Below are 21,757 nucleotides of genomic sequence, written 5' to 3' on the forward strand. Positions count from 1 at the left end.
GAGGCCGCAGCCCTTGGCCGCTGAGCGCTGGGACGGCCTGCTGGTCGGGGCGCAGTTGGCCACGCTCGATGCCATCGAGGGCTACGGCCTGGTGGACGCCGGCGCACTGGGCTGGCGCGACGGGCGGATCGTGTACGCGGGCGCCGTCGAAGCGCTGCCCGCGCCGCCCGATGTGTTGGCCCATGAAGTCATCGACGCCGGCGGCGACCTGGTCACGCCCGGCCTGGTCGACTGCCACACCCATCTGGTGTTCGCCGGCAGCCGCGCGGCCGAGTTCGAACAGCGCCTGATGGGCGCGAGCTACGAAGCCATCGCGCGCGCCGGCGGCGGCATCGTGTCGACCGTGCGCGCCACCCGTGCCGCGGATGCGCAGGCACTGCTGGCCGAGTCCCTGCCGCGTGCCCGTGCCCTGGTCGCCGACGGCGCGACCACGCTCGAAGTGAAATCCGGCTACGGCCTGGACTTCGAGAACGAACGCAAGATGCTGCGCACCGCGCGCGAGCTGGGCGAAACGCTTGGCATCCCGGTGCGCACCACCTTCCTCGGCGCCCACGCGCTGCCGCCGGAGTTCGCCGGCGACCCTGACGGCTACATCGATGCGGTCTGCGACTGGCTGCCGCGGCTGCACGCGGAAGGCCTGGTCGACGCAGTCGATGCCTTCTGCGAGCGCATCGGCTTCACGGCCGCGCAGACCCGGCGCGTGTTCGAGGCCGCGCGCGCGCTCGGGCTGCCGGTGAAGCTGCACGCCGACCAGCTCAGCGACGGCGAAGGCGCGGCGCTGGTGGCGGAATTCGGCGGTCTGTCCGCCGACCACGTCGAGCACACGTCCGAGGCCGGCGTGCGCGCGATGGCCGCGGCGGGCACCGTGGCGGTGCTGCTGCCCGGCGCCTTCCACGTGCTGCGCGAAACCACCCTGCCGCCGATCGACGCCTTCCGCGAGCATGGCGTGCCGATGGCCGTGGCCACCGACTGCAACCCCGGCACCTCGCCGCTGCTGTCGCTGCGCCAGGCGATGCAGCTGGCATGCACGCACTTCCGCCTCACGCCCGCCGAAGCGCTGCTCGGCGCCACCGTGCACGCCGCGCGGGCGCTCGGCCTCGACGACCGCGGCGCGCTGCGCCCGGGCCTGCGCGCGGACTTCGTGCGCTGGCGCGTGCGCGAGCCCGCCGCGCTGTGCTACTGGCTTGGCGGCGACCTCGCCGCATCCGTCCACTGCAGCGGCCGTCGCGTCGCATGAACCCGGAGATCCGCATGACACCTGCCCCGCCGCTTGCCGCCCTCGCGTTCGCCCTGTCACTCGTGCTGGCTGCACCGGTGTCCGCACAGGCCACCGACGCCGCCCGCGCCCTGGCCGCCGACGCGCTCATCGTCGATACCCACATCGATGCGCCCGGAGTACTCGTCAGCTCCTGGGCCGATCTCGGCGAAGCCGCGCCCGACCGCGAGTTCGACTACCCGCGTGCGCGCGAAGGCGGCCTGGACGTGGCCTTCATGTCGATCTACACCTCTGCGCGGCAGGACGAGTCCGGCGCCGCGTGGCAGGCGGCCAACATCCAGATCGACGCGATCGAGGCGCTGGTCGCGCGCCATCCCGACCGCTTCGCCATCCTCACCTCGCCGGGTGACGTGGAACGCCTGCGCGCAGGAGGCCGCGTGCTGCTGCCGCTGGGCATGGAGAACGGCGGGCCGATCGGCGAGGACCTGGCACAGCTGAAGTTCTTCCACGAGCGCGGCGTCCGCTACATCACCCTCGCGCACAGCGGCAACAACCGCATCGCCGACTCGTCGTACACGGTCGAGAAGCGCTGGAACGGGCTCAGCCCCTTCGGCCGCGAGGTGATCGCCGAGATGAACCGGCTAGGGATCATGGTCGACGTCTCGCACGTCTCCGACGATGCCTTGCGCCAGGCGGTCGAACTCAGCCGCGTGCCGGTGATCGCCAGCCATTCTGCGCTGCGCCACTTCACGCCCGACTTCGAGCGCAACCTCAGCGACGAGTTGGCGAAGCTGATCGCGGCGAAAGGCGGCGTGGTGCAGATCCCCTTCGGCACCGCCTTCGTCAACCCGCAGGCAGCCGCCAACACCCGCGACTGGTTCCGCGAATCCCTGGCCTTCGACCGCCGCAGTGCGGAGCGCGTCGCCGCCGGCGACCCCGCGCTGGATCGCAAGGCCTTCGAGGCGCAGTGGGCGCTGGACCATCCCAAGGTGGAGGCCCCGATCAGCGACGTGCTCGACCAGATCGACTACGCGGTGAAGCTGATCGGCATCGAGCACGTCGGCATCGGCTCCGACTTCGACGGCGTCGATGGCGAGCTGCCCGAGGGCCTGCGCACCGTGGCCGACTTCCCCAACTTCATCGCCGGCCTGCAGGCGCGCGGACATTCGGACGAGGACATCCGGAAGATCCTCGGGGGCAACCTGATGCGCGTGTGGGCGAAGATCGAGGCGGGGGCGGAGGTCCCCTGACCTGACCTGACCGCAGCCACAGCCGCTCCTGCAGGTCCATGAACGACGAAGCCCCGCATCCGCGGGGCTTCGCTGCGTCAAAGCTGGCCCGGGGCTCAGCCCTTGGCGACGGTCTTCTTGGCCACGACCTTCTTCGCCGGGGCCTTGGCCACGGTCTTGGCGCCGGCCTTCTTCACGACCGGCGCGGCGGTCGCGCCGGTCGCCTTGTCGGTGACGTGGCTGCGGGCGTTGCCGTAGCTGGAGTTGTAGCGCTTGCCCTTGGCCGTCTTGCGATCGCCCTTGCCCATCTGTTGCTCCTGGTGGTTCGTTCGGTGGGCGCGCCCGTGCACGCCGCAGGGCGCGAATCCTAGCACGGACGCGGGTTTCACGCCGGCTGGCGGACCGCAGCGGCGTGGGTCAGGCGAAGGTTCAACAGGTGCGCGCCGGCGATCATCAGGCCACCGACAGTCATCAGGCCCGCATGCAGCATGCCGTGGTCGTGCAGCGGGCTGAACGCGCCGATCCAGACCAGCGCCAGGCCCGGGAACAGCAGCATCCAGGCGTGGAAGACGCGGTGGCGACGGTAGCCGATGGCCAACGTGGTCGTGCCCAGCAGGGTGGCGAAGACGGTGACCGCCTGGTCGATGTCCACCCAGCCGCCCACGGACAGCCCCAGCGTCGGCATCAGGGCCAGAGCCAGCGGCACCAGCGCGCAATGCAACGCGCACACGAACGAGGCTGCGAAACCGATCCGGTCAGCTCGACTGAGGTTGCAGGATGAGGCCATGACTTCCGAGGGGTGGCAGGAGAGTTGAAACAGTATAACATTCCAATCAACTTCAAGCACGGTCTCCAATGATGCCCCAGAACGTCCGCAACGCCTCCCGCCTCCGCCTCCGCCCCGCCCTGCTCGCCGGCGCCGTCCTCGCGGCGCTGGCCGCGCTCCCGGCCGCTGCGCAGGAGGCAGCCCCGGAAAGGACCGGCCACGACCACGGCGTCACCGACCTCGACGCCATCCGGGTCCACGCCAACCCGATCCACCGCACCGCCGAGGATCTCGCCCGCCCCGTGGCGGTGCTCGCCGGTGAGCGCCTGGACGAGGCCAAGGCCAACTCCATCGGCGAAACCGTCTCGCGCCTGCCCGGCGTGCAGTCCTCTTTCTTCGGCGCCGGCGTCGGTCGCCCGATCATCCGCGGCATGGAGGGCGCGCGCGTGCAGGTGCTCAGCGACGGCCTCGCCGCCGGCGACGTCTCCACCGTCAGCGTCGACCACGCGGTCAGCATCGAGCCCTTCCTCGCCAACCAGATCGAGGTACTGAAGGGTCCGGCCACCCTGCTCTACGGCAACGGCGCCATCGGCGGCGCGGTCAACGTGGTCGACGGGCGCATCCCCGAGGCCGCCACCGCGCGGCCGCTGGAAGGCCGCGCCGAGCTGCGCGCCGGCAGCGTCAACGACGAGCGCACCGGCATGCTCCGCCTGGACGGTACGTCCGCCTCGGGCCGCTTCGTGTTCCACATCGACGCCCTGCACCGCGAGACCGGCGACATCGACATCCCCGGCTACGCGGAGAGCGCGGCGCTGCGCGGGGAGCACGGCCACGACGACCATGATGACCACGACGACCACGAAGAGGCCGGGCACGAGGACGCGCGCGGCCGCCTGCCCAACAGCTTCGTGCGCACCGACAGCGGCGCGCTGGGCCTGTCCTGGATCGGCGACCGCGGCTTCATCGGCATCGGCCAGAGCCTGTTCAACACGCGCTACGGCGTGCCCGGGCATGTCCATGTCGAGGACGACCACGGGCACGATGACCACGATGACCACGGCGATGACGCTGATCATGACGACGGCGGCGTGCACGTCGTGATGGACCAGCGCCGCAGCGAGATCCGGGGCGGCGTCGACGACATCGGTCCCTTCCAGAGCCTGCGCGTCAAGCTCGCACACACCGACTACACCCACACCGAGTACGAGGGCACCGAAGTGGGTACGGTGTTCGACAACACGACGGTCGAAGGCCGGCTGGAACTCGTGCACGGGTCGCTGGGCGGCTGGGAGGGCGCGTTCGGCGCGCAGTGGTCCCAGCGCGACTTCGCCGCGGTCGGCGCCGAGGCCTTCGTGCCGGACTCCGATTCCAGGGACGCCGGCGTGTTCTGGATCGGCGAGCGCGACTTCGGCCCGGCCAACCTCGAGCTCGGCCTGCGCCACGACCGCAACAGCATCGACATCGCCGCCGACGCCGGCCCTTCGCGCGACTTCGACACCACCAGCCTGTCCCTGGCCACGCGCTGGAACCTGAATCCGGAGATGCACCTGTCGTTCGGCCTCGACCGCGCGCAGCGCTCGCCCACCGCCGAAGAGCTGTACTCCAACGGCATGCACGTGGCGACGCAAAGCCACGAGTTCGGCGATGCCGGTCTCGACGTCGAGACCGCCAACCGTGCCGAGGTCGGCCTGCATTGGCACCGCGGGCCGCTGCGCCTGGAAGCGTCGCTCTACCACGTGCGCTACGACGATTTCATCCACCTGGCCGACACCGGCATCGTCGACGGCGGCCTGCCGGTTCGCGCCTGGCACCAGGCCGACGCCCGCTTCAGCGGTGGCGAGGTGGAAGCTGAGTGGACCTTCATCGACAACGGCAGCGGCGCGTGGACCCTGCGGGCCTTCGGCGACGTGGTGCGGGGGAAGCTCGCCGGCCACGGCACGCGCACGGTGGATATTTCGGTCCCGCATGGTGGCCACAGCCATGACTACAGTGCGCAACTGCCGCTCTCCGGCAACCTGCCGCGGCTCGCACCCTCGCGCGTTGGCGGGGACCTGCGCTGGACCAGCGACCACTGGCGCGCGGGGATCGGCGCGGTGCGCTACGCCAGCCAGGACGATGTCGCGGAGTTCGAAGAAGCGACGCCCGGCTACACCCTGGTGCATGCGAACCTCGCCTGGCATATGGACACCGCCAGCGGCAACGCCGTCGAGCTGTTCGTCAACGGCAACAACCTGCTCGACAAGGAAGCGCGCGCGCACACCTCCTTCCTCAAGGATCTCGCGCCCCTGGCCGGCCGCGGCGTGAGCGCGGGCGTGCGCGTGCTGTTCTAGCGCGAGCGGGCACCGCCCGTCGGCCTTCTGCGCGGATGTCCGAATATGGCCAGTCATGCCCTGGCCGCGGTGCTAGCCTGCGTCCATGCCCTGTCCCGCCCTGCCAACGCACGAAGCCTGCGACCAGGCCCGTCGAAGCCGCGACCCGCGCTTCGACGGGCTGTTCTTCACCGGCGTGCACAGCACGCGGATCTACTGCCGCCCGGTGTGCCCGGCGCCATTCGCGAAGCGCGTGACCTATTTCGCCAACGCCGCCGCGGCGGAAGCCGCCGGCTACCGGCCGTGCCTGCGCTGCCGCCCGGAGCTGTCGCCGTCCGACGGCGCCTGGCGGCGCGGTGACGCCGCAGTCGCGCGCGCGCTGAAGCTGATCGACCAGGGCGCACTCGCGGATGCTCCGCTGGCCGCACTCGCCGAACGCGTAGGCCTTGGCGAACGCCAGCTGCGGCGCGTGTTCGTCGAACGCCTGGGCGTGCCGCCGATCGGCGTGCACGGCACCCGCCGGCTGCTGTTCGCCAAGCAACTGCTGACCGAGACCGCGCTGCCGATCACCGAGGTGGCGATGGCCGCGGGCTTCGGCAGCCTGCGCCGCTTCAACGCCACCTTCCAGGAGGCCTACCGGATGGCGCCGCGCGACCTGCGCCGACAGCCGGGCGCGGCAACGCGCAGCGGCGGCGACACGCTGGCGCTGCGCCTGGGCTACCGCCCGCCGTACGACTTCGCGGCAATGCTGGCCTTCCTCCGCGGCCGCGCCCTGCCCGGCGTGGAAGCCGTGGACGACACCAGCTACGCCCGCGTCATCGCCGGCAGCGACGGTTCGCCGCACGGCTGGCTGCGCGTGTCGGAATGGCCCGGCGGCGAGCACGCGCTGAAGCTGGAACTGCATGCGCCGCTGGCCTCGCGCCTGCTGGACATCGTGCAGCGCCTGCGCCGCATGTTCGACCTGGACGCCGACCCGCACGCGATCGCGACCACGCTGTCCGCGGACCCGCGGCTGCAGCCGCTGCTGCACAAGCGTCCCGGCCTGCGCCTGCCCAGCGGCTGGGACGGGTTCGAGATCGCGGTGCGCGCGGTGCTCGGCCAACAGGTGAGCGTGGCGGCCGCGCGCACGCTCGCCAACCGCCTGGCACAGCGTTTCGGCGAACCGCTGCCGACGCCGTTCCGCGATGGGCTGGAACACCTGTTCCCCACCCCTGCCGCCCTTGCCGAGGCCGACCTGTCGACGATCGGCCTGACCCGTGCCCGCGCAGACACCGTACGCACCGTGGCCCGCGCCCTGCTCGACGGCCGCGTCGACTTCCGCCCCGAGCGCACCCTCGAAGACTTCGCCGCGCGCTGGGTGGCACTGGCGGGCATCGGCCCGTGGACGGCGCAGTACATCGCGATGCGTGCGCTGGGGCATCCCGACGCGTTCCCGGCGGAGGACCTGGTGCTGCAGAAGGCAGTGCCCGGCGACGGCTCCCGGCTCACGGCAAAAGTGCTCGGCGCGCGCGCCGAGGCCTGGCGGCCATGGCGCGCCTACGCCGTGATCCATCTCTGGAAGGAGGCCCTGGCGACCACCGCTGCCGCGAGCGTGCCGCCCGGCAACACGGTTTCGCGCATACACGCGCGCACTGGAACACGAGAGGCAACTACACCATGAAAAATTTCATGCACATGGACACGCCGATCGGCGTGCTGACGCTGGCCGCCGACGACATCGGCCTGTGCCGCATCGACTTCCCGCCGCCGCCTCCGCCGCCGGCCGGTGAAGAGTGGCTTGAAGGCAGCAACGACGTGCTGGTCGAAACCCGGCGCCAGCTCGAGGAATACTTTGCCGGCAAGCGCCGCGATTTCGACCTGCCGCTGTCGCCCCACGGCACCGATTTCCAGCGCAACGTGTGGGCCACGCTCGCCGCAATCCCCTACGGCAGGACCTGGAGCTACCGCGATCTCGCGCTGCGCATCGGCAAGCCCTCGGCGATGCGCGCGGTCGGCGCCGCCAACGGCCGCAACCCGTTGCCGATCGTACTGCCCTGCCATCGCGTGATCGGCGCCGACGGTTCGCTCACCGGATTCGGCGGCGGACTGCCGACCAAGGCGTTCCTGCTGCGACTGGAAGGGTCGCTGCCGGAAGGCAGCAGGGACCTGTTCCCGGTTTGAGGCCGGAGGCTCGGCCGTGGCGCTCAGCCGTGGCGCTTGACGCTTGACGCTCCGCACCCGGACGCAACCCCCGAGCTCTCGAGTCCCGCTCGCTCCACGGCCTGGATGGCCGCGCAGGACGCAAGGTCAGGGCGGACCGCCGGCGCCTTCCGCCACGATGCATTCGGCACAGGTGCCATGCACCTCGAGCGTCTGCGCCCGCGGCCGGAAGCCGAGCCCGCGCGCGCGCTCGTCGAGCGCGGACACGATCTTGCTGTCCTCGAGTTCGACCGCCGCGTGGCAGCTGTCGCAGATCAGGAACGGCACCGAGTGCTGCGCGGTGCTGGGATGGTGGCAGGCCACGAAGGCGTTGACCGACTGCAGCTTGTGGATGAAGCCGTTGGCGAGCAGGAAGTCGAGCGCGCGGTACACCGTCGGCGGCCCGGCGGCGCCGGGGCCGTTGCCCTCGCGCACGCGGTCCAGCAGGTCGTAGGCCTTGATCGGCTGCTCGACCTCGGCGATCAGGCCCAGCACGTGCGCACGGATCGGCGTCAGGCGCAGGCCGCGTTCGCGGCAGGCGCGCTCCACCGCGGCCACGAAGGCGGGGCCGTCGTGGACGTGGTGCTTGGGGTCTGTACAGGCGTGGGCATGCGCGGGCATGCAGAGATGATGGTGCCGAACGTGCGGCGACTCAAGTCGGCACCGTGTTCAGCCCGCGCGCACGATCGCCGCCGCGATGCGCCCGAGCGCCTCGTCGCGCCCGGCCAGGTACACCGTATGCGCGATGTCCGGGCTCACCTGCGTGCCCGTGATCGCCACCCGCAGCGGCTGCGCGACCTTGCCCATGCCCAGCCCCAGCGCCTCCGCGGTGGCCTGCAGCACCTCGGCGATCGCTTCCACCGTCCACTCGGGCAGCGCTTCCAGCCGCTGCCGCGCATCGGCCAGCGGCGCCTGCGCCTCGGGCTTGAGGTGCTTGGCCACGGCCTTCTCGTCGTACTCCAACAGCGGCCGGTACCAGACGGACGCACGCTCGGCCATGTCGGCCAGCGTCTGCACGCGGTCGCGCAGCGCGAGCACGACATCGGCCGGTGCCGGCCCGGCCGCGAGGTCGTAACCCGCCGCCAGCAGATGCCATTCGAGGTGCGTCGCGACATCCGCCGGATCGTCGCTCTTCAGGTACTGCTGGTTGAGCCAGCCGAGCTTGGCCATGTCCAGGCGCGCGGCCTTGGCGTTGACGTCCTTGAGGTCGAACAGCGACTTCATCTCGTCGATCGAGAACACTTCCTGGTCGCCATGCGACCAGCCCAGGCGCACCAGGTAGTTGAGCAGCGCGTGCGGCAGGTAGCCGGCGTCGCGGTACTGCATGACGTCGGCGGCGCCGGTGCGCTTGCTGAGCTTGGCCCCCTGCTCGTCGAGGATCATCGGCAGGTGCGAGAACGCCGGCACATCGGCGCCCAGCGCGCGGTAGATATTGATCTGCCGCGGGGTGTTGTTGACGTGGTCGTCGCCGCGCACGACGTCGCTGATGCCCATGTCGAGGTCGTCGACGACCACGGCGAAGTTGTAGGTCGGGTAGCCGTCCGGGCGGAAGATGACCAGGTCGTCGAGCTCGGTATTGCTGATCTCGATACGGCCCTTGACCTTGTCGTCCCAGGCCACGACGCCATCGAGCGGGTTCTTCAGGCGGATGACGCGGTTGGGGTCATCGCGGTACGGGGCGCCCTGCTCGCGGTAGGCGCCGTTGTAGCGGGGCTTGTCGCCCTTGGCCATCGCCGCTTCGCGCATCGCGTCGAGCGCTTCCTTCGACTCGTAGGCGTAGTAGGCCTTGCCGGAGGCGACAAGCTGCTCGGCGACCTCGCGATACCGCTCGGTGCGGGCGGTCTGGTAGACCGGGCCTTCGTCGTAGTCGAGGCCAAGCCAGTCCATGGCCTCGAGGATGGCGTCGATGGCTGCCTGGGTGCTGCGCTCGCGGTCGGTGTCCTCGATGCGCAGGACGAACTGGCCGCCGCGGCGACGCGCCTCCAGCCAGCAGTACAGGGCGGTGCGGGCGCCGCCGATGTGCAGGTAGCCGGTGGGGCTGGGGGCGAAGCGGGTGCGGCAGGTCATGGCATCGGGGGCTTGCTGGGATGACCGGCGATTTTAGCCCACCCGGGCGCGGCCTCACGGCTGCCTGGGCGATCGCTGCTTGTGAGGCTGGGGCTTTGGGGGCGTCGCGGGGTGGAGGGTTGGTGGGGCAAGTACCCCACGCGCCCGGCGCCACCGCGACCCCACCAGCGCACCCAATTACAATCCCCCGATGACCACCCTTCTCATCTCGGACCTGCATCTCGACCCGGCGCGCCCGGAGATCACCCGCCTGTTCGGGGAGTTCGTGGACGGCGAGGCGCGCGGCGCCGATGCGCTGTACATCCTCGGCGACCTGTTCGAGGCCTGGGTGGGCGACGACGACCCTTCGGAAACCGGCGCGTTCGTGGCGGAGCGGCTGGCGGCATTGGCGGGGAGCGGCGTGCCGGTGTACTTCATGCATGGCAACCGCGATTTCCTGCTCGGTACCGGTTACGCACAGCGGGCGGGCATGACGCTGCTGGAGGATCCGACCGTGATCGACCTGCACGGGCGGCGCGCACTCCTGATGCACGGCGACACCCTATGCACCGACGACGTGGCCTACCAGCAGTTCAGGGCGCAGACGCGGGATCCGGCCTGGCAGCGGCAGTTCCTGGCGCAGCCACTGGCGGCACGGCAGGCCTTCGCGCAGCAGGCGCGCGCCGCCAGCCAGGCGCGTCAAGGAGAGCTTCGTGACGCTGGGAAGATGGAGACAATCACGGATGTCGCACCCGCTGCGGTGGACGCGGCATTCCATGCCCACGATGTCGACCTGCTGATCCACGGCCATACCCATCGACCGGCGGTGCATGCGCTTGATGTCGATGGGCATGCATGCACGCGGGTGGTGCTGGGCGACTGGTACGAGCAGGGCTCGGTGTTGCGCGTGGACGCGACAGGAGTCCGGTTGGCGAGCCTGTAAATCCGCGCGTCCTCGACCCGCCTCAGAACGCAACTTCAAGATTGGCGCGAACGCTGAAGTGCGACGGCCGCAGGCGTTCGATCCGCTGCCTGCCGCTGGCATCGAAGTATTCCGTATCGCTGGCGATGTCCTGCTGCAGCACGTTGGCCACGCCCAGCCGCAGCCGGGCCTTTCCCCACAGGCTGGCCAACATGTAGGCATCAAGTTCCCGCCGCGCGGACTCGCCTGCGATCTGATGGATGCCGGTTCGCGTCGAACCGCCACTGCGATAGCTGTAGCTGGCACCGACCGACCAGGCGGGGCTGAAGCGGTAATCCGCGGCCAGGGTCGAGCTCAGGCTCGGCTGTTTGTCGATGCGGTTGTCCGGCCCCGGCAGATCGTCGACCCGGGACCAGTTGCGGGTCAGGTTGAAGCGGAGTTCCAAACCTGGCGCATCCGCAGCCTGTGGGAACGATAGCCTGGCATCCAGCTCGATGCCCCAGGCGGTCGCGCTGCCGCCATTGCTCGGCATGGCCACCCAACGGTCGCCGATCAGGCGTGTTTCCATGCGAACGACGTCATCGATGGCTCGCGCGTAGCCGCCGAGGCTGAGCATGGCACCGTCCTCCCGGTACGACTCGTAGGCCAGGTCCACGCCGGTGGCCAGCTCGGGCTTCAGCAGCGGATTGCCCATGGTATCGGGATCGAGTTCGCGGTTGTTGGTGGAGGTGTAAGGCCTTGGAACCAACAGGCGGAGCTCCGGGGAGCGGTAGGTACGGCTCAGCCCGAGACGAACCTGGTCTTTGGAATCCGGCAGCCTCCACCGCGACTGCAGCACCGGCGAGAGCACGCTGGAACGGTTGCGGACCGGCATGAAGTCGCTGCCGTCGCTGCGGGTTTCGATCTGCTCCCAGCGCGCCCCGAGGTACAGGGACCAGGCGGGAGTCACCGTCCATTCGTCCTGCGCATAGACCGCGGCGCGCTGGATCCGGGCATCGAATGAAAGATCGCTGAAGCTTTCCGGGATCCCGTCGAAAGCCAGCAGGCGCTGCACGCGCGCTTCGCGCCGGCGGTCCAGGCTGCCCTCCCATCCCGCCTCGAACACATGCGCTCCGCTACCGGGCCAGGTGTACTTGCCGAAGGAGGCGAAATTCTGCACGCGCAACCATCCATCGGTGGCATCGTCCAGGTTCTGCATGCCGTCGGCGCCATACCCCTGTTCGCGGAAGCGGTAGTCCTCGCGGTTGCCGCCCAGCCCCAGCTTGCTGCTGAGCTTTCCGCCGCTGTCGAACTCACGCGCCCAGCTGAGATCGGTGCGGAGCTGGACCACGTCGATGCCGGTGGACTGGCGGTAACGCACGTGCCGCAGCTCCGGTCCGGACTGCGTCTGCCAGTCGATGTCGCCATGCTTGTTGTAGTTGCTGGCCTCCAGGAACGTCTGCCAGCCGAGGGTGTCGCCGTTCTCCAGGACGGCGTTGAAGTAGGGAGACAGCGAAAGCACATCGCGGAATCCTTCGACGCGCAGGTTCGTGCTGCGATGCAGGTCCTGCACGCCTTCAGGGCTGAAGCCGGCTTCGATACCGGTGTCCTCCACCAGGAACGCGCGCCGTGACAAGGCGGCATTCACCGTGTAGCCACGGTGTTCACCGCGACGGGACCGGCTCCAGTTGATGCCGGGCGTGGACCGGCCATTGGATTCCGCCAGGCTGATCTTGAGCTCGCGCGAATCCCGGCTTGCAGCCTTGGCCAGCACGATGTTGATCGTCCCGGCGATGGCCTCGGCGCGCATGTCGGCGGTGGCCGTGCGCAGGATTTCGATCCGCTCGACCATGTCCGGGGACAGCGAGCCGGGATCGAAACCCGCGTGAGCAGCCTGCCCGTCGACCAGGATCTGCGTGTATCCCTTGCCCATCCCGCGCAGGGTGATGCTGCCCGTGCTTCCGGGCGCGGCGGTGGTCACGGTCACCCCCGGCAGCCGTTTGATCGCATCCACAAGCGTGGTGTCTCCGTGCCGGACCAGTTCGTCCTTGCCGAAGACCAGGCGGGAGGCCGTATCGTGCCGCCGCGGATCATGGCGCTCGCCCCTGACCTGCACCTGCTGCAGGTCGGTCACGCCTTCGGGCGCAGGTGCCTGCAATGCTGCGACAGTCGAGGGCTGGGGCGCGGAATCAGTGGCAGCGGCCGCTTGGAAGCAGGCCAGCAACAGCGGAGCAGCAAGTCCCAGGCGCAGACAACTGCAAGTGGAAGGCGATGCGGAGCGGACTTTCATCTGCAGGAGCGGATTTTTCATGTTTCGCCAGGCAAGCAGCGTCCCTCCCGTGAGCCGGGAAGCGCGGCAAGTGATGGTTGTGGGGGAGGCCAGCCAGGGATACGCCGACCGGGACTCCGGTGCAGCCGTGCTGCGTGCCTATCCGCTCATCGCAGCAAGGGCTCCGGATCGACGCGCTGCCCGTCCAGCAGCAGCTCCATGTGCAGGTGCGGCCCTGTCACCTTGCCGGTGGTACCGGCGCGGCCGATCTGCGTACCGGCCGCGACCCGTTGCCCGACCTGGACGTCGAAGCCGTCGAGATGCGCATGCAGTGACTGCCAGCCACCGCCGTGGTCGAGCACGACCACCGTCCCGTAGTTGGGGCCATCCGGATAGCGCGTGGTCGCCGCCACGACGCTTGCATCCGCAGGTGCGTAGACGGGAGTGCCACGCGCCGCGGCGAAATCGATGCCCCTGTGCGGGCGCGTGTAGGGCCCGCCTTCGGCCCCGTAGCGGCTGCTGACCCTGGGCGCCGTCACCGGAAAACGAAAGCCGATGGCGGGCCTGGCAGACACGCCGGCTGTGGCTTCCGGAGCCGCCGCTTCACGGCGCACAGGCGCCACGACCGACACGACGGCTGCCCGTGGGCCGGCAGCAGCTTCGTCGATGCCGGCCTGGTCGCGGCCAGGCGTGACCGTGCCGATCTGCACTGCAGCCACCGCGCCGCCGGCCACCAGCGCCAACGCAAGCAGCGCGATGCGCCATGGCAGGGCCAGGCGTCGCCGCGCATCCCCCTGCACCATGTGGCGGATCCTCAGCCTGTGGCTGCCGGGGTCATGGCGCGAGAATGCCGCGACCGGGGATGGCATCTGCGATCCTGCCGACAGGCGCAAGGCTTCCAGGTAGGCCCTCGCATAGACATGGCGGGCTTCCGGCTCCACTCCCGCCGCCGCGGCGTCGCAGCACAGTTCCGCGGCGACCTGGACACGGCGCTCGATCAGTCCCAGGAAGGGATTGAACCAGAACACCACGCTCACCAGGCGCATAAGCGCCGCGCGCTGCGGGTCATGCCGGGCCAGGTGGCTCGCTTCATGGCGCAGGACCATCTGCAACTGGCGATCCTCCAGGCGAGCGGCCAGGGCAGCCGGGATGATGATCGCCCGCCGCGGCCAGCACAGCGCGAAAGGACTGACCTGCCGCGTGGTCGCCCGCAGTTCGATGCCAAGACGATGGAGGCGTTGCCATTCCATTGCGGACAGGGGCCCCGGCAAGGCAGCCGGAACGACCGGGGACGACGCCCGGACGATGCAGCGAACAGCGAGCATGCCCCTGCCCCAGCGCAGGGCCGCCAGCCCGGCACCGGCCACATACAGCATCAGCAGCAGTGGTTCCTGCCAGGCCCTGGCGCCAAGAGGCTCCGCTGCGTCCTGCCACGGCGCTTCAAGGCCGTTCGACCACCCACCCAGCTCGGCGACCGATGGCAGCGGCAGCGGCATGGGCAACGACCAGCTCGCACCTGCCGAGGCGAAGCCGTGGAAGGCGACTGCCAGCAAGGTCGGCAGGATCGCCAAGGCCCAGACGACGAGCCAGTAGCTGCGCGCCGCGTGCGAGATGCGCAGGCCGCGATGCAGGGCAAGACCCAGCGACCAGGCCAGCGCGCCGGCGAACAGGCAGGCGCCGGCGTGAAACCCCCAGATATCCGGCGCGAAGATGCTCATGCCTGCCCATCCTGGTCGGGATCACGCAGCAACGCCTCCAACTCGTCGACCTCGTCCGCGCTAAGCAGGCGACTGTCGGCAAAAGCCTGTGCCGGAAGCGGCCCCTCTATCTCCAGCACTCTCCGCGCGAAGTCCATGCTCAACGCCGCCAGCGTCGAAACCTTGCCGACGGCCGCGCGGTAGACGTTCAAACCGTGCGAATCGAACTCCTCGACCAGACCCTTTTCCACCATCCGCTCCAGCGTCTTGCGCGTGGACGAGTAGGACCAGCCGAGGACGGGCGTCACATGGTTGTGCACTTCGCGGGCGCTGCAGGCAGCGTGCCGCCACAGGCACTTGAGCAGCTCAAGCTCGGTATTCGAGGGATGGATCATCGAAGCTGTGTCCGCGACATGTCGTGAGTCGCAAACATACGACACTTGTCACACGCATGACAAGCCTCGTCCCATGGGCGTCACGGGCAGTCCCGCCCCAACCCGCCCCAACCCGCCACAGCGATGGCAGCACCGGGTGCGTGGGGTACGCAGCCGGCATAAAGACCACCACCCTGGTCAGCCGGCGGAGTACCCCACGCACCCGGTGCCCGCCGCCAAACCCTCAGCCCGAAAGCTGCTGCAACGCCAACAGCTCGTCCTCGCTGAAGCCCGCCGCGCTGCGCGCATCGATGTTGAATGGCCCATGCAGCACCGCGCGCGCGTACTCGGCGAGCAGCTCGCGGAAGCGCGGCTCCGGGTCGATGCCTTCGCCTTCGCAGCACCAGCGGAACCAGCGGCTGCCAGCGGCCACGTGCGCGACTTCCTCGCGCAGGATCACTTCGAGGATCCCGACGGTGGTCTCGTCGCCCAGCGCGCGCAGCTTCACGATCATCCCCGGCGTCACGTCCAGGCCGCGCGCCTCGAGCACCCGCGGCACCAGGGCCATGCGCGCCAATGCATCGTGGGCGGTCTTCTCGGCCATCTCCCACAGCCCGTTGTGGGCGTCGAAGTCGCCGTAGTCGAAGCCCATCGCCTGCAGCCGCGTGCGCAGCATCGTGAAGTGCCGCGCTTCGTCGTCGGCCACCATCACCCAGTCCACGTAGTACTGCGCCGGCATGCCGCGAAAGCGGTAGACCGCGTCCCAGCCGAGGTCGATCGCGTTGAACTCGATGTGGGCGATGGCGTGGATGAAAGCGGCGCGGCCTTCGTCGCTGCCGAAGCCGCGACGCGGCAGCTCGCGCGGGTGCACCAGGCGCGGACACGGCGGACGACCCGGCATGCGGATCGGTTCGGGCTGCGGCGCAGCCGCATCGACCACGAGCTCGCCGCGGCGGAACGCGGCGGCGGCGGCATGCGTGGCCGCGACCTTGTCCTCAGGCGATGCCGCGGCGAGGCAATCGCGCGCCGCGTCGAACAGCGAACCTCCCACCCTCACGCGCCCACGCGGCGCTTCTTCTTCGCCTCGTCGGAGCGCAGCTGGCGCAGGCGTTCGAAGTAGCCCGGCTCGATGCCGGTGACGTACTCGCCGCTGAAGCAGGAGCTGTCGAACTTCTTGCCGGGGAACTTGTGCCCGGCCACCGCGGCCTCGAGATCGGGCAGGTCCTGGTAGACCAGCCAGTCGCAGCCCAGCACCCCTTCGATCTCCTTCTCGCTGCGGCCGTTGGCCACCAGCTCCTCGACCGAAGGCATGTCGATGCCATAGACGTTGGGATGGCGCACCGGCGGCGCCGCCGAGGCCAGGTACACCTTGCGCGCACCGGCGTCGCGCGCCATCTGCACGATCTGCTTCGAGGTCGTGCCGCGGACGATCGAATCGTCGACCAGCAGCACCACCCGGTTGCGGAATTCGAGCGGGATCGCATTGAGCTTGCGCCTCACCGACTTCGCCCGCTCGCCCTGCCCCGGCATGATGAAGGTACGGCCGACATAGCGGTTCTTGACGAAGCCCTCGCGGTACTTCACCCCGAGCACGTTGGCCAGCTCCATCGCCGAGTCGCGCGAGGTGTCGGGGATCGGGATCACCACGTCGATATCGTGGTCCGCGCGCTCGCGCAGGATCTTCTCGCCGAGCGTCACGCCCATGCGCATCCGCGCCTTGTGCACCGAGATGTTCTCGATCATCGAGTCCGGACGCGCGAAGTACACGTACTCGAAGATGCACGGCGCATGCTCGCCGGCCTCGACGCACTGGCGCTGGTACAGCTCGCCGCGCGCGGTGATCACGATGCCCTCGCCCGGCTCGACGTCGCGCACGCGTTCGAAGCCGAGGATGTCCAGCGCCACCGACTCCGAGGCCACCGCGTACTCGGTGCCGCCCTCGGTCTCGCGCTTGCCAAGCACCAGCGGGCGGATGCCGTTGCGATCGCGGAACGCCACCAGGCCCAGGCCCAGCACCAGGGCCACCGCGGCATAGCCGCCGCGCGCGCGCCGGTGAACGCCCTCGACCGCATTGAGCGCCGCTTCGGGGGTCAGCGTGCGATGGCTGTCGAGCTCGTGCGCGAAGACGTTGAGCAAAACTTCCGAATCGGATTCGGTGTTGACGTTGCGGCGGTCGGTCTCGAAGACCTCGCGGCGCAGCGCATCGGTATTGATCAGGTTGCCGTTGTGCGCGAGCGCGATGCCGTAGGGCGAGTTGACGTAGAACGGCTGCGCCTCGTCACGGCCTTCGCTGCCGGCGGTCGGGTAGCGGCAGTGGCCGATGCCCACGCGCCCTTCGAGCAGCGCCATCGCCGCGTCGTCGAAGACATCGCGCACCAGGCCGTTGCCCTTGTGCACGCGCAGGCGGGTGCCGTGGCCGGTGGCGATGCCTGCGGCGTCCTGCCCGCGGTGCTGCAGCACCGTGAGGCCGTCATACAGCGCGGCTGCGACTTCAGTGGTTCCGACGATGCCAACGATGCCGCACATGGGGGTTCTGCCAGGTCTGGGTTGGAGCGGTGATCAGGGATGCGAACGCACGAGGCCGTCGATGCCGAAGCCCGACTTCACCCGCGCCTTGAGCTGGTCGGCGTCGCCGCGCGTGGCGACGGGACCGGCCTTGACGCGGGTCAGCGTGCCATTGTCCGTCTGTACGGTGTCGGTGAAGGCGCCGATGCCGGCGGCGCGCAGCCTGTCGCGCAGCGCGTTCGCATCGGCGGCGTTGCCGAAGGCGCCGAGCTGCACGGCGAAGCCGGTACCGCCCGCGGCGGCCGGCGCCGACGCTGCCGGGGTCGTGGAGCCCGTCGTTGCCCGCGGCGCCGCGGCGCTGCCCGAGCCCGAAGACGCCGGAGTGGCCGCGTCCAGCGCGACCACCGCGGCCTGGGCGCGCGAGCCGATGCCGGCGGCGCGGACGCGCGCGGACTCGGCGTCGGCACGCCCGGCGTAGGGACCGATGCGCACCCGCCACGCATCGCGGCCGTTGACGCGCGTTTCCTCCACGTAGGCAGGCAGGTTCTCGCGGCGCAGGCGCTCGACGACGGTGCCGGCGTCGGCACGGGTGGCGTAGGCACCGAAGTTCACCGCGTAATCGCCGCCGGCCGTGGCGGCGGGCAGGCGCGGCGCAGGCGGCGCAGGCGGCGCAGGCGTGGGCTTCGGAGGCTCGGGCTGTGCGGGCTCCGGGGCCGGAGGCTCTGGCCGGGTCGTGGCGACCGGAGGCGAGGTCGGCTCGGGCGCGGCTTCGCGGGGCGTTTCCGCCACCGGTTCCGGCGCGAGCGGCTCGGCAGCCACGTCGCTGCCCGCCACCGGCAGGGTCGCCACGTCCGAAGCCAGGTCGGCTGCATCTTCGTGGCGCGCATCGCCCTCGGGCCGCGCGGTCGCGGTGTCGACGGTCGCCAGGCTGCCGTCATCGGCCAGCAGGCCGGCGCTGGTCGTGGCATTGGGCACCACCAGCGGCAGGTCGCGGGTGACGTAATCGCCCGTGGGTGCGTCAGGCACCTGCAGCGACAGATCGGACACGCCGCTGTCGGGCGCCGGGCCCTGCACCAGCATCGGCAGGAAGATCACGGCCAGCGCAATCAGTACCGCGGCGCCGACAAGGCGCTGTTTCAGTCCGGAGTCCATGGGTGCTCGGGGCAGCAGGGGGCACTGGAATTATACGGCCCCGCCCGCTCCGGCTTCTGAATCCCCGGCAGCGAGCCACGCCAGCGCGGCACCGGCGACGTGGAAGGAGCCGAAGGCGAGCACGCGATCGCCCGTCCGGGCCTGCGCCAGGGCGACCGAGAGCGCTCCGGCGACGTCGTCGTGAGGGGATCCATCGGCCGCCGCGGTGTTCGCAAGTGCCGCGGCAAGCGTACGGGCCTCGCGGCCACGGCTGCCGGCATCGGCAATGCCCGCGAGGTGCCAGGAGTCCACGCAGGGGGCGATGGCCTCGACCACGCCGGCGGCATCCTTGTCGGCCAGCGCCCCGTACACCGCGATCGTGCGCGCGGCCGGGGCCGCGCGCAGCCATTCGGCCAGGGCACGCGCTGCCTGCGGGTTGTGGCCGACGTCGACCAGCACCTCGACACCGTCGCGTTCGAAACGCTGCAGCCGCCCGGGCACCTGCGCCGCGGCGACGCCGCGCGCCCAGGCGCCGTCATCGATGTCGAGGTCCAGCGCGCGCAGCGCGGCGATCGCGGTCGCGGCGTTGCGCAGCTGCGCGGGCGCCGCCATGCGCGGCAGGGGCAGCGCCAGTTCGAAGCCGGGCTCGCGCCACCACCATCCCGCGCCCGCTCCTTCCACTGCGCCTGCACCGGCTCCACTGTCATCGCGCCCGAAGCGGTAGTCGCTGCCGGCGCGGATCGCGGACGCGCCGATGGCATAGGCATGGCCCAGCACGCTCGATGGCGGATCGTCCTCACCCAGCACCAGCGGCGTCCACGGCCGCGCGATGCCCACTTTCTCGGTGCCGATGGCCTCGCGATCGGGGCCGAGCCAGTCCTGGTGGTCGAGGTCGACGGTGGTGATCACCGCCACGTCCGGATCCACCAGGTTGACCGCGTCCAGGCGCCCGCCCAGCCCGACCTCGAGTACCGCCAGGTCCAGGTCGGCGCGCTCGAACAGCCACAGCGCGGCGAGCGTGCCGTATTCGAAGTAGGTCAGCGTGATCGCTTCGCGCGCCGCTTCGACCGCCTCGAAGGCCTCCACCAGGGCCGCGTCGGACGCGTCGGCGCCGTCGATGCGCACGCGCTCGTTGTAGGCGAGCAGGTGCGGCGAGGTATAGGCGCCCACGCGCAGGCCCGAGGCCGCGGCGATGGCTTCGATGAAGGCCACCGTCGAGCCCTTGCCGTTGCTGCCGGCGACGGTGGCCACGCGGCGCGCGGGCCGGCCGAGCCCCATGCGATCCGCGACCGCACGCACGCGGTCCAGGCCCATGTCGATCGACTTCGGGTGCTGTTGCTCGATGCGCTGGAGCCAATGCTGCAGGTTCATGGGGCGAGTGTGGCGGATCGCCCGGGGGATGGCGACGGGCTGGTGGCCCCCGAGGACGGGAATCGCCTCTCAGAACGATTGCAGGTAGCTGGCGCCTCCGCCCCACTCGGGACTGCCGTCGGACAGGCCCCTGCTGAGATAGAGCTGGAAGCGGCCGCCGCCTCCGGCCTGTGTCGAGAAGAAACCGGTCAGGTCGCTGCGGTCGTCGAAGCTGCTGGAGGCGGTCTCCCGGTAGTCGTACATCAGGCCGAGCCGGCCACGGTTGCCGGCGCGCCAGCCCACGCCGAAATTGCCGCTGAGGACGTTGTCGACCTCGATGTAGTCCGAGTCGCCGAGCCGGGTGTAGCCAGCGCCACCGAACAGCATGGTGCCGTCGAAATCACGGTACAGGTCGATGGCGACGCCGTAGTCGTTGGCCCCGGTGCCCAGGCTCTTGTCCTCGTCGGCAGTGGCGACCTTTGCGTTGAAGGCCAGGTCCACGCCGAGCGCGCTGCCGGTCGGGATGGAATAGATCGCGGCGAGCGACAGATCGCCGATACCTGAGGTGCTGCCGCGTTCGGCGGGCTGGTCCGCGCCGTCGCCCGGGATGCCGACCAGGCCCCCTCGGCCACGGCCGAGCGGATTGAGATTGCTGACCCGGCCGGTCGTCGGCAGCACATTCGGATCACCGCTCACGTGCAGCCAGGGCAGGCTCGCGCGAAGGCTCCAGTTGCCGCTGTCGATGCGGCCGCTGACCGGGATCGAAAGGATGTCGGTGGTGGTGTCGCTGCCGTAGTCGCCGCTGCTGTAATCGACGCCGAGGCCGAAGCTGAAACCATCGACGGCATGGGCCTGGCCGGCGAGCGCGAGCAAGGCGAGGCTGAGAACGCTGGAACGGATCATGGGGTCTACCCTTGTGGAGAGGCTGTACGGAAGAACCGGACGCATATGCCAGGTCGCATGCGCCCGATTCGGACACGAAGACCGATGGGCGCCTGGCGGCCCCCATCGGCAGGGATCATCCTCGTGGGCGCCGGATCAACGGCCAACGCGCTGCGGGCGCTCGGGGCGCTGCGCACGTTCCGGCAGCAGGGGGCGCTCCGGCAGCAGCGCACGGGTGGGCAGCACCGGCTTCACGGCGCCTTCCGGACGGCCGGAGATATCACCGCGCGCACCGGCCTCGATCCTGGCGTTGGCGCGCGCGCCGGCGGAGACATCCGCACCGACCCCGGCGCGGCTGCGGGCGTCAGCAGCGGTGGCGGCACCGGCACCCGCGCCGCCGGCGTTGGCGGTGCCGTGGCCAGCGGCCTCGCCGGAGACCGCCAGGTCGACTTCGGCGTGGCCGCGGGCGCCCAGGGCACGACGGGGAGCACTGACCAGTTCGCCGAGGTTGAAGTCAAGCTCGCGGGCGATCTGGCCCCAGCCCATGCCGTCGACGCGCAGGTCGAGAACGCTGGCCAGGGCTGTGTCGAGGTCGGCCACGGCCCCCCCTTCGAGCATGGCTTCGGCCATCGCGAGGGTGAGGTTGATCTCGCCGTAGGCCATCGCCGCGCTGGTCTCGCTGCCCTCGCGCAGTGAGTCGACCAGGTCGACAGCGGCCTCGGTCGAGCCCGCCAGCTCGGCGTAGCGGTCGGCAAGCCTCTCCGCCGGCACGGTAGCCCGGGCGACCACTTCGGCATCCGCCGTGGCGTCGGCGGCGGCATCCTGGGCATGGGCCGTGGAGAGGGCGAACAGGGTGGCGAGCACCGCCGTCGTAAGCAGGGTCTTGTGGTTCATGTCTGGGACT

Annotated in this window: 19 protein-coding genes; 6 read left to right on the top strand and 13 right to left on the bottom strand. The window is 70.4% G+C overall.

From position 1 onward, the window contains the following. Nucleotides 1-13: 13 nt before the first annotated feature. Entirely contained in the window at nucleotides 14-1,237 is a 1,224-nt protein-coding gene (hutI, locus tag E2169_RS03615; RefSeq protein WP_132985210.1) for an imidazolonepropionase, read from the top strand. Between the two features lie 14 nt (nucleotides 1,238-1,251). Next, nucleotides 1,252-2,466 carry a dipeptidase gene (locus E2169_RS03620; RefSeq protein WP_132985211.1) on the top strand — a complete coding sequence of 405 codons (1,215 nt, stop codon included), beginning with the start codon at nucleotides 1,252-1,254 and terminating at the stop codon, nucleotides 2,464-2,466. A 95-nt stretch (nucleotides 2,467-2,561) separates the two neighbouring features. On the opposite strand, the gene E2169_RS03625 is transcribed toward E2169_RS03620, so the two are convergent. Together E2169_RS03625 and E2169_RS03630 are read right to left on the bottom strand one after the other, a co-directional pair. After that, nucleotides 2,562-2,753, bottom strand: a complete 192-nt coding sequence (locus E2169_RS03625) for a 30S ribosomal protein THX (protein WP_132985212.1) — start codon at nucleotides 2,751-2,753, stop codon at nucleotides 2,562-2,564. Between the two features lie 77 nt (nucleotides 2,754-2,830). Beyond that, on the bottom strand, nucleotides 2,831-3,232 hold the full coding sequence (locus tag E2169_RS03630; protein WP_132985213.1) for a MerC domain-containing protein: 402 nt from the start codon (nucleotides 3,230-3,232) through the stop codon (nucleotides 2,831-2,833). 71 nt (nucleotides 3,233-3,303) lie between these two features. On the opposite strand from E2169_RS03630, the gene E2169_RS03635 reads away from it, so the two are divergent. From E2169_RS03635 to E2169_RS03645, 3 genes are all read left to right on the top strand, one after another. Continuing rightward, on the top strand, nucleotides 3,304-5,541 hold the full coding sequence (locus E2169_RS03635; protein WP_132985214.1) for a TonB-dependent receptor domain-containing protein: 2,238 nt from the start codon (nucleotides 3,304-3,306) through the stop codon (nucleotides 5,539-5,541). Between the two features lie 85 nt (nucleotides 5,542-5,626). Next, nucleotides 5,627-7,180 (top strand): DNA-3-methyladenine glycosylase 2 family protein, encoded by a 1,554-nt coding sequence (locus E2169_RS03640; RefSeq protein ID WP_132985215.1) that lies wholly within the window; start codon nucleotides 5,627-5,629, stop codon nucleotides 7,178-7,180. Then, a complete protein-coding gene (locus E2169_RS03645) occupies nucleotides 7,177-7,680 on the top strand; it encodes a methylated-DNA--[protein]-cysteine S-methyltransferase (protein WP_132985216.1) in 504 nt (167 codons plus the stop codon). The genes E2169_RS03640 and E2169_RS03645 overlap by 4 nt, the downstream gene beginning before the upstream one ends. Before the next feature lie 126 nt (nucleotides 7,681-7,806). Here E2169_RS03645 and E2169_RS03650 read toward each other — a convergent pair whose 3' ends face one another. Together E2169_RS03650 and gltX are read right to left on the bottom strand one after the other, a co-directional pair. Next, nucleotides 7,807-8,319 carry a transcriptional repressor gene (locus tag E2169_RS03650; protein ID WP_132985217.1) on the bottom strand — a complete coding sequence of 171 codons (513 nt, stop codon included), beginning with the start codon at nucleotides 8,317-8,319 and terminating at the stop codon, nucleotides 7,807-7,809. A gap of 48 nt (nucleotides 8,320-8,367) precedes the next feature. Further along, nucleotides 8,368-9,765, bottom strand: a complete 1,398-nt coding sequence (gene gltX, locus E2169_RS03655) for a glutamate--tRNA ligase (RefSeq protein WP_132985218.1) — start codon at nucleotides 9,763-9,765, stop codon at nucleotides 8,368-8,370. Nucleotides 9,766-9,955: 190 nt separating this feature from the next. On the opposite strand from gltX, the gene lpxH reads away from it, so the two are divergent. After that, nucleotides 9,956-10,687, top strand: a complete 732-nt coding sequence (gene lpxH / locus E2169_RS03660; protein WP_132985219.1) for a UDP-2,3-diacylglucosamine diphosphatase — start codon at nucleotides 9,956-9,958, stop codon at nucleotides 10,685-10,687. A 22-nt stretch (nucleotides 10,688-10,709) separates the two neighbouring features. Here lpxH and E2169_RS03665 read toward each other — a convergent pair whose 3' ends face one another. The 9 genes from E2169_RS03665 to E2169_RS03705 form a co-directional block, all read right to left on the bottom strand. Next, nucleotides 10,710-12,779 carry a TonB-dependent receptor plug domain-containing protein gene (locus E2169_RS03665; RefSeq protein WP_165942321.1) on the bottom strand — a complete coding sequence of 690 codons (2,070 nt, stop codon included), beginning with the start codon at nucleotides 12,777-12,779 and terminating at the stop codon, nucleotides 10,710-10,712. A gap of 302 nt (nucleotides 12,780-13,081) precedes the next feature. After that, nucleotides 13,082-14,632 carry a M23/M56 family metallopeptidase gene (locus tag E2169_RS03670; protein WP_132985221.1) on the bottom strand — a complete coding sequence of 517 codons (1,551 nt, stop codon included), beginning with the start codon at nucleotides 14,630-14,632 and terminating at the stop codon, nucleotides 13,082-13,084. Beyond that, the gene (locus tag E2169_RS03675) at nucleotides 14,629-15,006 is read right to left on the bottom strand and encodes a BlaI/MecI/CopY family transcriptional regulator (protein ID WP_132985222.1); all 378 of its coding nucleotides are present in this window, start codon (nucleotides 15,004-15,006) and stop codon (nucleotides 14,629-14,631) included. Before E2169_RS03675 ends, E2169_RS03670 begins: the two co-directional genes overlap by 4 nt. 223 nt (nucleotides 15,007-15,229) lie before the next feature. Further along, nucleotides 15,230-16,042 carry a ferritin-like domain-containing protein gene (locus E2169_RS03680; RefSeq protein WP_229659097.1) on the bottom strand — a complete coding sequence of 271 codons (813 nt, stop codon included), beginning with the start codon at nucleotides 16,040-16,042 and terminating at the stop codon, nucleotides 15,230-15,232. After that, a complete protein-coding gene (gene purF / locus E2169_RS03685) occupies nucleotides 16,039-17,511 on the bottom strand; it encodes an amidophosphoribosyltransferase (protein WP_132985223.1) in 1,473 nt (490 codons plus the stop codon). The genes E2169_RS03680 and purF overlap by 4 nt, the downstream gene beginning before the upstream one ends. 33 nt (nucleotides 17,512-17,544) lie before the next feature. Then, complete coding sequence (locus tag E2169_RS03690) at nucleotides 17,545-18,642, bottom strand: SPOR domain-containing protein (protein ID WP_132985224.1); 1,098 nt, start codon at nucleotides 18,640-18,642, stop codon at nucleotides 17,545-17,547. Nucleotides 18,643-18,672: 30 nt separating this feature from the next. Further along, the gene (gene folC / locus E2169_RS03695) at nucleotides 18,673-19,992 is read right to left on the bottom strand and encodes a bifunctional tetrahydrofolate synthase/dihydrofolate synthase (RefSeq protein ID WP_132985225.1); all 1,320 of its coding nucleotides are present in this window, start codon (nucleotides 19,990-19,992) and stop codon (nucleotides 18,673-18,675) included. Nucleotides 19,993-20,061: 69 nt separating this feature from the next. Beyond that, the gene (locus E2169_RS03700; protein ID WP_132985226.1) at nucleotides 20,062-20,874 is read right to left on the bottom strand and encodes a DUF3187 family protein; all 813 of its coding nucleotides are present in this window, start codon (nucleotides 20,872-20,874) and stop codon (nucleotides 20,062-20,064) included. Between the two features lie 135 nt (nucleotides 20,875-21,009). Next, nucleotides 21,010-21,747 (bottom strand): hypothetical protein, encoded by a 738-nt coding sequence (locus E2169_RS03705; RefSeq protein ID WP_132985227.1) that lies wholly within the window; start codon nucleotides 21,745-21,747, stop codon nucleotides 21,010-21,012. Nucleotides 21,748-21,757: the final 10 nt, after the last annotated feature.

Origin of the sequence: Luteimonas terricola, assembly GCF_004352845.1 — a bacterium.
GTDB lineage: Bacteria > Pseudomonadota > Gammaproteobacteria > Xanthomonadales > Xanthomonadaceae > Luteimonas > Luteimonas terricola.